This window comes from Oscillospiraceae bacterium, from assembly GCA_015068525.1.
Taxonomy (GTDB): Bacteria; Bacillota; Clostridia; order UMGS1840; family HGM11507; genus SIG450.
In genome coordinates, this window is the sequence record SVKJ01000002.1 from 101,245 (window position 1) to 116,322 (window position 15,078).

9 protein-coding genes are annotated in these 15,078 nt (G+C 35.0%); 4 read left to right on the forward strand and 5 right to left on the reverse strand.

Translation table 11 applies throughout. The annotated features are described in order from the left end of the window. Positions 1–246: 246 nt before the first annotated feature. A complete protein-coding gene (locus E7419_01085; GenBank protein MBE7013782.1) occupies positions 247–1,446 on the reverse strand; it encodes a F420-0--gamma-glutamyl ligase in 1,200 nt (399 codons plus the stop codon). Positions 1,447–1,675: 229 nt separating this feature from the next. Continuing rightward, positions 1,676–2,917, reverse strand: coding sequence for a tryptophan synthase subunit beta (gene trpB, locus E7419_01090; protein ID MBE7013783.1), 1,242 nt, complete (start codon positions 2,915–2,917; stop codon positions 1,676–1,678). A gap of 262 nt (positions 2,918–3,179) precedes the next feature. Here trpB and E7419_01095 point away from each other — a divergent pair, with 262 nt between their 5' ends. Together E7419_01095 and E7419_01100 are read left to right on the forward strand one after the other, a co-directional pair. Then, positions 3,180–5,807 (forward strand): pyruvate, phosphate dikinase, encoded by a 2,628-nt coding sequence (locus E7419_01095; GenBank protein MBE7013784.1) that lies wholly within the window; start codon positions 3,180–3,182, stop codon positions 5,805–5,807. Between the two features lie 429 nt (positions 5,808–6,236). After that, the gene (locus E7419_01100) at positions 6,237–7,268 is read left to right on the forward strand and encodes a DUF4325 domain-containing protein (protein ID MBE7013785.1); all 1,032 of its coding nucleotides are present in this window, start codon (positions 6,237–6,239) and stop codon (positions 7,266–7,268) included. A gap of 252 nt (positions 7,269–7,520) precedes the next feature. On the opposite strand, the gene E7419_01105 is transcribed toward E7419_01100, so the two are convergent. From E7419_01105 to E7419_01115, 3 genes are read right to left on the reverse strand one after another with little or no spacing between them, the layout of a single operon-like run. Next, positions 7,521–8,399 (reverse strand): GTPase Era, encoded by an 879-nt coding sequence (locus E7419_01105; GenBank protein ID MBE7013786.1) that lies wholly within the window; start codon positions 8,397–8,399, stop codon positions 7,521–7,523. Between the two features lie 14 nt (positions 8,400–8,413). Continuing rightward, positions 8,414–9,799, reverse strand: a complete 1,386-nt coding sequence (locus E7419_01110; protein ID MBE7013787.1) for an aminopeptidase — start codon at positions 9,797–9,799, stop codon at positions 8,414–8,416. Continuing rightward, a complete protein-coding gene (locus E7419_01115; GenBank protein ID MBE7013788.1) occupies positions 9,787–10,359 on the reverse strand; it encodes a dephospho-CoA kinase in 573 nt (190 codons plus the stop codon). Before E7419_01115 ends, E7419_01110 begins: the two co-directional genes overlap by 13 nt. A gap of 254 nt (positions 10,360–10,613) precedes the next feature. Here E7419_01115 and E7419_01120 point away from each other — a divergent pair, with 254 nt between their 5' ends. Continuing rightward, the gene (locus tag E7419_01120; GenBank protein ID MBE7013789.1) at positions 10,614–11,273 is read left to right on the forward strand and encodes a tetratricopeptide repeat protein; all 660 of its coding nucleotides are present in this window, start codon (positions 10,614–10,616) and stop codon (positions 11,271–11,273) included. A gap of 75 nt (positions 11,274–11,348) precedes the next feature. Beyond that, complete coding sequence (locus tag E7419_01125; GenBank protein ID MBE7013790.1) at positions 11,349–15,068, forward strand: phosphoribosylformylglycinamidine synthase; 3,720 nt, start codon at positions 11,349–11,351, stop codon at positions 15,066–15,068. Positions 15,069–15,078 lie beyond the last annotated feature (10 nt).

The window sequence follows — 15,078 nt, forward strand, 5'->3', positions numbered from 1 at the left end:
GTAGGGAACGACCTGAGTGTCGTTCCGCTAATGAATGAAGAATAATGAATAATGAATAATTGTGGTAAAAATTCCTTACGGAATTTTTGGAATTAATGGGAAATCTTCGATTTCATCGGAATGGATAAATCCATTCTCTGCTATAGTTCATATATGTAAAAAAGAGGGCAAAACGCCGTATGGCATGTTTTGCCTTCCTTCATTCCTAACTCCTAATTTCTAATTCCTCATTAAACGAAGTTTATATCAGTTTGTATAATTATCAAAATATCCCTGAACTAAAACAACAGGAGTACCTTTATCGCCTGAGCCTGAAGTCAAGTCACAAAGAGAGCCGATTAAGTCGGTAAGCTGACGGGGAGTTGTTCCCTGAGATGCCATATTTCCGACAAGGTCGTTATCTTTTTTACGGATACTTTCAGAAATTGCTTTTTTAAGTTCTTCCCCTGATAAATCTTTAAAGTCATTATCTGCAAGATATTTAAGTTTAAGTTCATTAGGTGTACCGATAAGCCCGTCTGTAAACGCTGGAGAAACAACAGGGTCTGCAAGTTCCCAAATTTTTCCCTGAGGGTCTTTGAATGCACCGTCACCATAAACCATAACTTCAACATGTTTGCCTGTTTTATCTGAAATTATCTTCTGGATATCTAAAACTAAATCTTTACATTCTTTAGGGAATAATTTAATCTTGTCCTCAGTTGATTTGTTTGAACCTAAAAGACCGTATTTTTCATTATATCCGCTTCCGTCAACAGGAGCATTTAAGATATCGTCAAGTCCGCATACAACTTTTGCACCATTTTCTTTTAATATTCTCTTTGTACGTTTTCTTGTATGAATATCACAATTTAAAATACAATCTGTATAATTTAAAATTGTTTTTGCTTGATTTGCAAAAATAATTTCTGCCTCTGCGCCTTCTTCTTCAATTATTCCTTTATAATAAGCAACATAGTCCATACCGGTAAATTCATGCTTGTTTTCGCCGAATAATTCTCTGTATTTTTCTAAAGATAAAACATCAGAATAAGGATTTATACCTGCATCATCAACTTTATCAAGACTTACAAGCTGATTTCCTACTTCGTCTGACGGATAACTTAACATTAATACTACTTTTTTAGCACCTCTTGCAATACCTCTTAGGCAAATTGCAAAACGGTTTCTTGAAAGTATAGGGAAAATAACTCCCACAGTTTCTCCACCCAGTTTGTTTTTAACATCTTTTGCAATGTGGTCAATAGTTGCATAATTGCCCTGAGAACGTGCAACTATAGATTCGGTAACGGAGATAACATCTCTGTCATTAATGGAAAAGCCTTCATATTCTGCAGCTTCCAAAACACTTGTTGCAACAATTTCTGCCAGATTGTCGCCCTCTCTTATTATAGGGCATCTGATACCTCTTGATACTGTTCCAACTCTTCTTTCGAATGATTTCACTTTAATCACTTCTCTCTTATATAAATTTGAATTATTATACTAAAATGATTTATCTTTCTTTTAACTAAAATATTATATCACTATTTTTATATAATTTCAATAAAAAAATGCTATTTTAAATAAAAAAAGGCGAAATAGCATTATTTCGCCTTCATTCATTCCTGATTGGATTAAGAGATTCTTCGGCAAGCCTCAGAATGACAAAATACAGTCGTTTTGCATTTTGCCTTTATATATCATAGTCAAGTTTGAATTTTTCCCCGCATCCGTAATTTTCATAAACATAGTCAATATCCTTATCCCCTCTTCCTGAAAGACAAGCAAGGATAGAGCCTGTTTTATGTTCTTTTGCATATTTAAGTGCGAATGCAACAGCGTGTGCTGATTCTATAGCAGGAATAATTCCTTCATATCTTGAAAGTAAGAAAAATGCTTCCATTGCTTCTTCGTCTGATACTGCTTCGTAATGTATTCTTCCTAAATCTCGTAAAAGTGCGTGTTCAGGACCTACACCTGGATAGTCAAGACCACTGGCAATTGAATAAACAGGTAAAGGTTCACCGTTTTCATCCTGAAGAAGATAACTGTCAAACCCGTGCAGTCTTCCCTTTGTACCAAATTGCATTGTAGCAGCATGGTCACCGATGCCTGAACCTTTTCCAAGAGGCTCTACACCATATATTTCAACAGGGTCGGAAAGGAACGGAACAAACATACCGATAGAATTTGAACCTCCTCCAACCGATGCACAAACTGCATCAGGCATAATTCCTGTCATTTCTATAAACTGTTCTCTTGCTTCAATTCCTATTACCGACTGAAAATCCCTTACCATTTTAGGAAACGGATGAGGACCTAAAACCGAGCCGATACAGTAGATAGCATCTTTATATTCTTTTAGATATGCATCAAAAGCAGCGTCAACTGCTTCTTTTAATGTTTTAAGACCATGTGTAACAGGAATAACGTTTGCACCAAGCATTTTCATTCTGATAACGTTAGGATACTGCTTTTTAATATCCACTTCGCCCATATAAACATCGCATTTTAAACCAAAGTATGCCGCTGCGGTAGCAATAGCAACACCATGCTGACCTGCGCCTGTTTCTGCGATAAGTTTTTTCTTGCCCATAAATTTTGCAAGAAGCCCTTCGCCCATACAGTGATTTAGTTTATGAGCACCTGTATGATTTAAATCTTCCCTTTTTAAATATATCTGACAGTTTGAAAAGATTTTGGAAAGCCTTTCACAATGATAAACAGGGGTAGGTCTTCCCTGAAATTCTTTTCTTATTCTTCTTAGTTCATTTATAAATTGCGCGGAATGACAAATTGATTCATACGCTTCGTCCGCTTCTTTGAAAGCAGGTTCTAATTCTTTTGGAAGGTATGCCCCGCCGTATTCTCCGAAATATCCGTTTTCATCAGGATAGTTTTTAAGATAATTGTCAAAATCTCTATACTTATTCATTATGTACTTCTCCTTACACATAAAAGTCCTCGAATATACTATACAACAAAAAATTTTTTTTGTAAAGTGTATAAATGTTATTTTTTTGTGACAAAATATATAGAAAAATAATGTATATCTGAAGATATTTGGACAAATGTTACAAAATTTAGTAAAATAAATCTTTTTTTGGTTATTTTTCTTTACAATATGCAAGTTTTATGTTAAAATATGCCAAGAATTATAAAATTAAATTGTAATTTATTTAGGAGGATTATAAAAGATGTCTAAAAAGTATGTTTATCTATTCTCAGAAGGCGATGGCTCAATGAGAGAACTGCTTGGCGGAAAAGGTGCTAACCTTGCAGAAATGACCAAACTTGGTATGCCTGTTCCACAAGGTTTTACTGTTTCTACCGAAGCATGTACAAAATACTATGAAGATGGCAAAGTAATTAGCGACGATATCCAGAAAGAAATTTTTGAAAATATTTCTAAAATGGAAGAAATTGTCGGCAAAAAATTCGGGGATTTGGAAAATCCTTTATTAGTATCCGTTCGTTCAGGGGCAAGAGCATCTATGCCTGGTATGATGGATACTATTTTAAACTTAGGGCTTAATGAAGAAGTTGTTAATACAATTGCAAAAAAATCAGGCAATCCTCGTTGGGCTTGGGACTGTTACAGAAGATTTATTCAGATGTATTCTGATGTTGTTATGGAAGTTGGTAAGAAATACTTTGAACAGCTTATCGACAAAATGAAAGAAGAAAAAGGTGTTACTCAGGACGTTGAACTTACTGCTGACGATTTAAAATCACTTGCTTCTCAGTTTAAAGAAGAATATAAATTAAAAATCGGTGCAGATTTCCCTGACGATCCTAAAGAACAGCTTATGGGCGCAATTAAAGCGGTATTCCGTTCATGGGACAACCCTCGTGCAAACGTTTACAGAAGAGATAATGATATTCCTTATTCATGGGGTACAGCCGTTAACGTACAAATGATGGCTTTTGGTAATATGGGTGATACATCAGGTACAGGTGTTGCATTTACCCGTGACCCTGCTACAGGCGAAAAGAAACTTATGGGTGAATTCTTAATGAATGCTCAGGGGGAAGACGTTGTTGCAGGTGTCAGAACACCTCAGAAAATTGACCAGTTAAAAGAAGTTATGCCTGAAGTTTACGAACAGTTCGTTGGAATTTGCAATACTTTGGAAAACCACTACCGTGATATGCAGGATATGGAGTTTACTATCGAAGATAAGAAACTTTATATGCTTCAGACAAGAAACGGTAAGAGAACTGCTCAGGCAGCATTAAAAATTGCCTGCGACCTTGTTGATGAAGGTATGATTTCCGAACAGGAAGCAGTTTTAATGATAGATCCGAGAAACTTAGACACACTTTTACATCCTCAGTTTGATGCTAAAGCCCTAAAGGCTGCAACTCCAATCGGAAAAGGTCTTGGTGCATCTCCGGGCGCTGCTTGCGGTAAAGTAGTATTTACTGCTGAAGATGCAGTTATCTGGAAAGAAAAAGGCGAAAAAGTTGTTCTTGTTCGTCTTGAAACATCTCCTGAAGACATTACAGGTATGAAAGCCGCTCAGGGTATCTTAACAGTAAGAGGAGGTATGACATCTCACGCTGCAGTTGTTGCACGTGGTATGGGTACATGCTGTGTATCAGGTTGCGATGCAATCAAGATGGATGAAGAAAATAAAAAATTCGAACTTGCAGGAAAAGTATATCACGAAGGCGACTCTATCTCTATTGATGGTTCAACAGGTAATATCTATGACGGTATTATTCCTACAGTTGATGCTGTTATAGCAGGCGAGTTCGGCAGAATTATGGCTTGGGCTGATAAGTACAGAGTATTAAAAGTAAGAACTAACGCAGATACACCTGCTGATGCTAAAAAAGCAAGAGAACTTGGCGCAGAAGGTATCGGTTTATGCCGTACAGAGCATATGTTCTTTGAAGCTGACAGAATTGCAGCATTCAGGGAAATGATTTGTTCAGATACAAAAGAAGAAAGAGAAGCGGCTCTTGATAAAATCTTACCAATCCAGCAGGCAGACTTTGAAGCATTATACGAAGCTTTGGAAGGAAACCCTGTTACAATAAGATTTTTAGACCCACCTTTACACGAATTTGTTCCAACTGAAGAAGCAGATATTGAAGCACTTGCAAAAGCACAGGGCAAATCAGTTTCTGATATTAAAGATATTATTTCTTCACTTCACGAATTTAACCCAATGATGGGTCACAGAGGATGCCGTCTTGCAGTAACTTATCCTGAAATCGCTGCTATGCAGACAAAAGCAGTTATCAAAGCGGCAATCAGTGTTTCAAGGAAACACCCTGAATGGAACATCGTTCCTGAAATTATGATTCCTCTTGTTGGCGAAGAAAAAGAATTAAAATATGTTAAAGATGTTGTTGTTTCTGTTGCAAATGAAGTAATCGCTTCTGAAGGTTCAGACCTTAAATATGAAGTTGGTACAATGATTGAAATACCAAGAGCATGTTTAACTGCTGACAAAATCGCTAAAGAAGCTGAATTCTTCTGCTTTGGTACAAACGACTTAACTCAGATGACATTTGGTTTCTCAAGAGATGATGCAGGTAAATTCTTAGATGCATACTATGATACAAAAATATTTGAAAATGACCCGTTTGCTAAACTTGACCAGACAGGTGTAGGAAGACTTATGGAAATGGCAATTAAAATGGGTAAAGAAGTTCGTCCTGAACTTCATATCGGTATATGCGGAGAACACGGCGGTGACCCTCAAACAGTTGAATATTGTCATAAGATTGGGTTAACTTATGTTTCCTGCTCACCATACAGAGTGCCGATAGCAAGACTTGCAGCAGCACAGGCAGCACTTAAGAAAGCGTAAAAATAGTCTGGAACGTGCAAAGTAAATATTATGTGGGGATGCGAAAGCATCCCCTTTTTTTATAAGGTATAAATTCCTTGCAAAATTTATTGAATTAAACACTTTGCACTTTGAACAAATTTAACCTCTCGACGTATCTTAATACGCCTTCGGATTAAATTCGTCCAATCCAAACAATTTTTCCTGCTTTCGTTTGACGCTCGAGGGCATAAAGCCCATCGTCCGTCAAAAAGAAAGCGTAAAAAAGGATGCGAAAGCATTCTTTTTTAATTAGGAATTAGAAATGAAGGTACACTTATAAAAATGATAGTTATTCGTTTTAAATTTAATTAAAACGAATAACTTTTTGTTTAAAACGAATAACTATTGACTTATAATGAATTTTAATGTAAAATATACATATAATATAAATTAAGAAAGGGTGGTAATGTGAAATTTAATGATGAAAAAAAGAAAAGTATTATCTTATACCTTCTTGAAAAAATTGAACAAAAAGAAGTAAACCCTTCGCAAATAGTATCTGAGGCGTTTAATATCAATAGAAATACTGTTCATACTTATATTAATCAGTTGGTTTCTGAGAATGTTATAAAAAGAGTGAAACGCGGTATATATGAATTGATTGAAACTACTTATGAATATTCTTTTTCAAGGAGCAAGGAAGAAATAAAAAACGAAACTCACATATATAACTTAACTCTTAAACAGCATATTGAAGAGTTTTCTTCCAACATACAGGAAATATGGGAATATGCTTTCAGTGAAATGGTAAACAATGTTATTGACCATTCGGAAGCAAAAAATATGATTATAATTATAAAAAAGAATTTTTTAAATACACGTGTATTCATAGCCGACAATGGCATTGGAATTTTTGAAAAAATCAAAAATTATTTCGAATTGCCGACATTGGATGATGCAATATGTGAACTTTTCAAAGGGAAACTTACAACAGATAAGGCTAACCATTCGGGCGAAGGAATTTTTTTCAGTTCAAAACTAATGGATAATTTTGCAATATTTTCTGATGATAAAATTTTTACTACCGATAAATTTCACAGCAGTAATATAATCAGTTTTCCAAATGAAAAAGATTCTGCTGCTACCGTTGTTATGATGAAACTTTCCAATTATTCACATAAAAAAAGCAAAGAAGTTTTTGATAAATACTCAGATGTAGACGGAGGTTTTACAAAAACAATCATACCATTAAAAAATGTTTTTGATGCTTCGCCTGTATCACGTTCTCAGGCAAGAAGAATTTTAAGCAGTCTTGATAAGTTTAAAGAAATTGTACTTGATTTTGATATGATTGAATGGATTGGTCAGGGATTTGCACATCAGATTTTTGTAGTATTTAAAAATCAACAGCCACAAATACAAATTATTCCGGTTAATATGAATGAAGATGTAACCAAAATGTACTATCATGTTATAAATACCGAGGCAGGCAACACTTAAGAAAGCGTAAAAATAGTCTGGAACGTGCAAAGTAAATATTATGTGGGGATGCGAAAGCATCCTCTTTTTTTATTAAGGTATAAATGCCTTGCGTTTTTAATTACAAAACAAAATGGACGCAAAAGGGACAGACCCTAAAACGTCCAAAAAATGGACGCAATGGGGTCTGTCCCTTTTGCGTCCATTTTGATAGGTTTATATACCAAAATTATTTATTATTCATTGTAGAAAACGACCTTAAGTGTCGCTGCACTACTCGGTAAACCCGAAGTTTTTAAGTAAAACTAAGTTATCTCTCCAGCCTTCTTTTACTTTTACCCAAAGGTTTAAGAAGACTTTTTTACCTAATAGTTTTTCCATATCGTATCTTGATTTGATGCCGATATTTTTTAAAAGTTCTCCGCCTTTTCCGATTATAATTCCCTTGTGGGACTGCTTTTCACAATATATTGTAATATCGAGATTTACCTTATTTTGCATTTCCTCCATATTGCTTACTTCAATTGCAATTCCGTGAGGTATCTCTTTTTCAAGCGCCCATAAAAGTTTTTCTCTTACAATTTCTGAAAGTCTTTGCTTTATGGGAGAGTCGGTTATCATATCTTCGGGAAAGAACATAGGCCCTTCCTGCAAAAATTTTTTGATTTCATCTGTAAGAATTGAAAGACCATCTTTAGTTTTTGCACTTACAGGAATTATTGCACTAAAGTCATAAGCGTCTTTGTACTTTTCAATTATAGAAAAAAGCCTGTCTTTTCTAATTGTATCAATTTTATTTATAACTAAAATTGCAGGAATTTTTAAATTTTTTAAACTTTCAATAATTTTTTCTTCGCTTTTTCCGACATTGTCTACAGGCTCAACAACAAGCAGTGCAACATCGGTATCATTAAGAGAATCTTTTGCCTCGTTAATCATAAAATCTCCCAGTCTTGTTTTGGGATTATGAATTCCCGGTGTATCGGTAAAGACAATCTGAATATCCTCTTCATTTTTTATGCCCATAATTCTGTATCTTGTTGTCTGAGGCTTGTTTGATATAATTGCAATTTTTTCTCCGATTAATGAATTAACAAGAGTGGATTTTCCCGCATTAGTTCTTCCTACAACACTCACAAAACCGCTTTTCATATAAACCCCCGAAATTATATTTTTTCAAAAAATGCTTTGTAGCCTTTATATGCCATATATATGTCATACTTTGCCGCAACCTCATAAGGCGAATGCATTGAAAGGAGCGGAACTCCGCAGTCAATAACATCACAGCCTAAATTTGCAACAAACTGAGCGATTGTTCCTCCCCCGCCCTCGTCTGTTTTGCCAAGTTCACCTATTTGCCATTTAACATTTGCTTTGTCAAAAACTGATCTTATCTTCCCTAAAAATTCGGCGCTTGCATCAGATGAGCCTGATTTACCTCTTGCCCCTGTATATTTCATAACAGCAACCCCTCCGTTTAAGAAAACGGAATTATTCTTCTCAAAAACTTCGGCAAAATTAGGGTCGTAAGCTGCGCATACATCGGCAGACAAACATGCAGTATTTGTAAGCGCATCTCTTAGTTTTACATTTTGTGATTCGCAAAGTTCTTCTAATGTAAATTCAAAAAAGTTAGACTGCATACCCGTATTACCCATTGAGCCGATTTCTTCCTTGTCAGATAAAAGAAGCATCTGAGTTTTTTCATAAGGTTTTGCGTCAAATAAAGCAATAAGACCTGCATAAGCACAAACCCTGTCGTCCTGACCGTAAGCGGCAACAAGACTTCCGTCAAGAGCCGCGTCCTTTGGAGCAAACTGCGGAACTAAAGTAAGTTCTGCACATATTAAGTCTTCTTCGGTAATACCATACTTTTTATTTAATATATTTAAAAAGTTAAGTTTAATTCTTTCTTTTTTTTCTTCATCTTCATATGGAATAGTCGCACCAATTGCATTTAACTGCTCAGGATGAATTATTTCACTTCCCGTTTTCTTAGCCTGAGATGCACCCAAATGAGGAAGTATATCAGATATAACAAAAACAGGGTCTTTCTCGTCCTCCCCTATAACCACATCAACGCATTTTCCACTTTTTAGAACGACTGTTCCAAAAAGGGATAACGGAATAATCGGCCACTGGTATTTTTTAATTCCACCGTAATAATGGGTTTTAATAAATAACTGCCCGTCACTTTCAAAAAGAGGGATTGGTTTTAAGTCAAGTCTTGGAGAGTCAATATGCGCACCCACTAAACTTAAGCCCTCACTTAAAGGTTTTTTACCCATTTTAACGGCAATTAAGGCTTTTCCCCTGTTTTCAAAATAGATTTTGTCATTTTCTTTTAAATCCATTCCTCTTTCAAATTTTTTAAAGCCGTTTTGTTCTAAAAGTTTTACAGCGTCTTTTACAAAAACTCTTTCAGTTTTTGCACCTTTTATAAATTCTTTGTACCCTTCGCAAAAATCAAATACTTTTTTCTTTTCGGTTTTTATGGGTTTATCGTACCCTTTTTCCCTTTTTAAAAGAAGATTTTCGTTCATTTTAACCATCCTTTCATAAGACTTTCGGCATCTTTTTTAAGAGCCTCAATGTCTTTTGATTCTATAATACAAGTTGCGTATTTCTTATAATCTTTTTCCTGCCTTTTAAGTCTTCCTTTTGCAGTATCTTCTGATATATTATCCCTTTTAAGTATACGTTTAAGAAGTGTTTTATAAGGTGTGTCAAAAAATATTACTTCATCGCACAGGTTTATTATTTCCATATCGCATAAAAGCGCACAGTCAATAACCGTAACTTTTTTATCTGATTTTTTTATTTCATTTTTAATTTTCTTTTCAATTTCCAAAAAAGTTATACTGTTTAAAAGATTAAGACTTTCTTCAGATTTAAAAACCGTATCTCCGAGTTTTTTCCTGTTAAGACTTCCGTCAGAAAGAAGATATTCTTCCCCGAACACTTTGACAACTTTCTTAAGTGCACTGCTTCCTTTTTTCAAAAGATTTTTTCCGATTTCATCTGCATCGATTATATATGCTCCCAAGTCTTTAAGCATCAGAGCAAATGTAGATTTTCCACTTCCCGAATACCCCATAAGTCCTACTATCATAATAACCTCCGGTTATTAAAATTATCAGTTTGAATTTATTATACAATATTATACAATATATTCCTTATAATTTCAAATATTATTTACAGTTTTTTATATTAAAATATATTGAAATTGACTTTGTTTTGTAGTATAATCAATATGATATAATGTAAATTGTTAAGGAGTGGAAAATTATTATTAAATTTATACTGGTTTTTATATTTTTTTATATTATTTTCAATATTATTCCCAAGTACAAATATCTTTATGTGATGAAGGGGACAAACCTTATTTCAGAAGGCAAAGTTAAAGAAGGGCTTTTGCTTTTTGAAAAGGGTATAGAAAGTAATAAAGTCGATTATATGACAAAGATAAGATACGCATTTTTGGAACTTAAATTCGGAGATATTAAAAAAGCAAAAAGAACGATTTTAAGAATACTTTCAGAAAAAATTCCAAACGCGACAAGATACGAGGCAAAAGCAGTATTTGCAATAATTCTTTTTAAAGAGGGAGAACTTGAAGACGCGAAAGAAACAATGCTTTCGGTATATGAGAACTATAAAAATACCAATATGTACTGCACACTCGGTTATTTATTCAACATTTTGGAAACTCCTGAAAACGCAGTTAAGTTTAATAAAGAAGCGTATGAATATAATAAGGACCATGCAGTTATTTTAGACAATTTAGGCCAGGCTTATTATTTACTTAAAGAAAACAAAAAAGCGAAAGAAATTTACGAAGAGGTAATGGAAAAAGATCCTAAGTTTCCCGAAGCATATTACAATTTTGGACTTGTGCTTTTAGAAGAAGGGGACAAGGTCAGGGCGAAAACAATGTTTGAAGAAGCACTTACAAAGCCTTTTCACAATTTAACAACTGTTACAAAAGAAGAAATAGAAACTAAACTGGCATCTTGTAATATTTAAAAAAGAGATTTTTCGGCATTGCCTGGTGAGTAAAGTTTAAGATATTACAGGATACAAGACCAAATATAAAGGGGAATTTACATGAGCATTTCAAGAGTTTATTCAGAAAAGAAAAAGGGATTTGATGTTGAAGCATCATCACTTTTTAAAGACATTAAGGAAAATTTATCAATTGACAGCCTTTTGGAGTTAAGAATACTGGTAAGATATGATATATCATCCTTAAGTTCGGAAACATTAAAAAAGGCAAAGACTACTATTTTATCCGAACCTCAGGTTGACAATGTTTATGACAGTGTTGACTTATCAGGTTATAATGTTTTTGCGACTGAACTTTTACCGGGTCAGTTTGACCAGAGAGCCGATTCAGCTGCACAGTGTATTCAGATTTTAACAGCAGGTGAAAAGCCACAGGTAAGAGCGGCAAAAGTTTATGCTATAAACAAAGAAGTATCAGATGAAGATATCAAAAGAATTAAAAAATATATTATAAACCCTATCGAATCAAGAGAAGCGTCACTTGACATTCCTGAAACTCTTGATATGGAACTTCCTGAACCTGAGCCTGTTATAACAGTTGAAGGGTTTATAGAACTTGATGAAATAAGTCTTAAAAAATTCCTTGATGAAAATGGTTTTGCATTTGACTTGTCAGATATTAAATTCTGCCAGAATTACTTTAAGAATGAAGAAAAGAGAAATCCTACAGTTACCGAACTTAAAATGATAGATACATACTGGTCCGACCACTGCAGGCACACAACATTCGCAACCGAACTTAAAAATGTTGAAATTTATGATAAAGTTGTTAAATCAGCCTTTGATAAATACTTAAGCGTAAGAGAAGAAGTATATAAAGATAAAAAAGCCAAAGATATGTGCTTTATGGATATTGCAACTATTGCAACTAAAGACTTAAAGAAAAAAGGAGTATTAAAAAACCTTGACGAGTCGGAAGAAATAAACGCATGTTCAATTGAAGTGCCTGTTGATGTTGACGGCAAAATCGAAGAGTGGCTTGTTATGTTCAAAAACGAAACTCACAATCACCCTACTGAAATTGAGCCATTCGGCGGTGCTGCAACCTGTCTGGGCGGAGCAATAAGGGATCCATTGTCAGGACGTTCTTATGTATATCAGGCAATGAGAGTCACAGGAAGCGGTGACCCGAGAGTTCCGATTAGCCAAACACTTCCGGGCAAACTTCCTCAAAGAAAAATTTCAAAAACTGCAGCAGCAGGTTATTCGTCATACGGTAACCAGATTGGTCTTGCAACAGGTCTGGTAAGGGAAATTTATGATGAATCATATAAAGCAAAAAGATTAGAAATCGGTGCAGTTGTAGGTGCAGCGCCAAAGAGCAATGTTATAAGAGAAGTGCCTGAGCCGGGTGATGTTGTAATTTTACTTGGCGGAAGAACAGGAAGAGATGGTTGCGGAGGTGCAACAGGCTCATCAAAAGCGCACACTGATAAATCTTTAGAAAACTGCGGAGCAGAAGTTCAAAAAGGTAATCCGCCTGAAGAAAGAAAACTTCAAAGACTGTTCAGAAACCCTGAAGTTACAAGACTTATAAGAAGATGTAATGACTTTGGTGCAGGCGGTGTATCTGTTGCAATCGGAGAACTTGCTGACGGTTTACACATAAATCTTGATAAAGTGCCTAAAAAATATGCAGGTCTTGACGGAACTGAACTTGCGATTTCCGAATCTCAGGAAAGAATGGCAGTTGTTGTAAGAGAATGTGATAAAGAAAAAATGATAGAAGAAGCCGGCAAAGAAAATATCGAAGCAACAGTTGTTGCTACCGTTACCGAAGAAAAGAGATTAAAACTTTACTGGCAGGACGTTAAAATCGTTGATATTTCAAGAGAATTTTTAAATTCCAACGGCGGAAGACGTGAAACAGATGTTCTGATTAAAGAAAACACAAGTAATGACATATTTGACTCATTTAAATTTGAAAACGAAAAAACCTACGAAGAAAAATTCGTTTCACTTTTATCCGACCTTAATGTATGTATGCAAAAAGGTTTAGGAGAAATGTTTGACTCAACAATCGGCGCAGGAACAGTTTTAATGCCGTTTGGCGGAAAATATGAGTTAACACCTACAGAATCAATGGCTGCAAAAATTCCACTTATTTCGGGAGAAACTAAAACTGCAACCGTTATGTCTTACGGGTTTGATAATAAGATGGCTAAAAAGAGTCCGTTCTACAGCGGTATCTATGCTATTATCCATTCAATCGCAAGAGTTGTAGCAACAGGTTGTGATATTTCAAAAGTTTATCTGACACTTCAGGAATACTTTAAGAAACTGGGGAATGATAAGGAAAGATGGGGAGAGCCAATGCAGGCGCTTCTTGGTGCTTTTTATGCTCAGGAAAGTTTGAAGATTGCGGCAATCGGAGGAAAAGACTCAATGAGTGGTTCGTTTAACGATATGGATGTTGTTCCTACACTCGTATCTTTTGCGATTTCCCCTGCTTCTACTGATGAAATAATCTCTCCTGAATTTAAGAAAACCGACTCAAAAGTTATCTTAATTGAAAATAAGAAGGACGGATTTTTACCTGATTTTGAAAACTTTACAGATATAAGTAAAAAAGTTTACAAACTTATAAAGGCTAAAAAAGTATATTCTGCTTATGCTGTTCCTATGGGCGGTGTTGCAGAAGCAGTGCTTAAAATGTGCTTTGGTAATAAAATCGGCTTTGAATTTAAGAATGATACCGATTTATTCAAAGCAGATTACGGCTCATATATTATCGAAGTTTCCAAAGATACTGAAGTTGGCGGAATTTTACTTGGTTATACCACTTCCGATAACTTCGTTACAATCGGTAATGAAAAAATAAGTCTTGAAAAACTTATTGATGCTTTTGTAAATCCGCTTGAAAGCGTTTACAAAACTGCAAAAGAAATAGAATTAAAAGAAATAAACATTCCGCTTTATGAAAAGAAGGAAATAATCTCACCTAAAATCAAAGTTGCAAAACCTAAAGTTGTAGTACCTGTATTCCCTGGTACAAACTGTGAATATGATACCAAAAAAGTATTTGAAAAAGCGGGAGCAGAGGTAGAGGTTATAGTATTTAAAAACTTAAAACCAACCGATGTTTTAGAATCTTCTAAAAAACTTGCTTCTTCTATTAAAGATGCGCAGATAGTAATGATTCCTGGTGGTTTCTCAGGCGGTGACGAGCCTGACGGTTCAGGAAAATTCATTGCAACAGCACTTAGAAACGAACTTGTAAAAGAAGCCTTAAGGGATATGTTATATAACCGTGACGGGCTTATGCTTGGTATCTGTAACGGTTTCCAGGCACTTATAAAACTTGGTCTTGTTCCTTACGGCGATGTAATTGATACTTCTGATACTTGTCCAACGCTAACTTATAACACTATCGGACGTCATATATCCACTATGGCAGATATAAAAGTTATGTCAAATAAATCTCCTTGGTTTAACAATGTTAAGCCGGGCGAAATATATAAAGTTCCATTGTCACACGGCGAAGGAAGATTTATCGTTTCTGACTTACATATGGAAGAACTTGTTAAATGCGGTCAGATTGCTACCTGCTATGTTGATAAAGACGGTAACCCTACTTACGATAAGTATGCTAACCCTAACGGCTCTAACTTTGCAGTTGAAGGTATAACAAGTAAAGACGGAAGAATTTTAGGTAAAATGGGTCACGCAGAAAGAATAGGGGATAACCTTTATAAGAATATTGACGGTAACTTTGATATGAAACTGTTTGAAGCAGGTGTATCATATTTTAAATAGGAGTGGTTTA

Coding starts and splice junctions, on each gene's coding strand:
- trpB (MBE7013783.1), bottom strand. CDS start 2,917: ATGAATAAGTATAGAGATTTTGACAATTATCTTAAAAACTATCCTGAT.
- E7419_01095 (MBE7013784.1), top strand. CDS start 3,180: ATGTCTAAAAAGTATGTTTATCTATTCTCAGAAGGCGATGGCTCAATG.
- E7419_01105 (MBE7013786.1), bottom strand. CDS start 8,399: ATGAAAAGCGGTTTTGTGAGTGTTGTAGGAAGAACTAATGCGGGAAAA.
- E7419_01110 (MBE7013787.1), bottom strand. CDS start 9,799: ATGGTTAAAATGAACGAAAATCTTCTTTTAAAAAGGGAAAAAGGGTAC.
- E7419_01115 (MBE7013788.1), bottom strand. CDS start 10,359: ATGATAGTAGGACTTATGGGGTATTCGGGAAGTGGAAAATCTACATTT.
- E7419_01120 (MBE7013789.1), top strand. CDS start 10,614: ATGAAGGGGACAAACCTTATTTCAGAAGGCAAAGTTAAAGAAGGGCTT.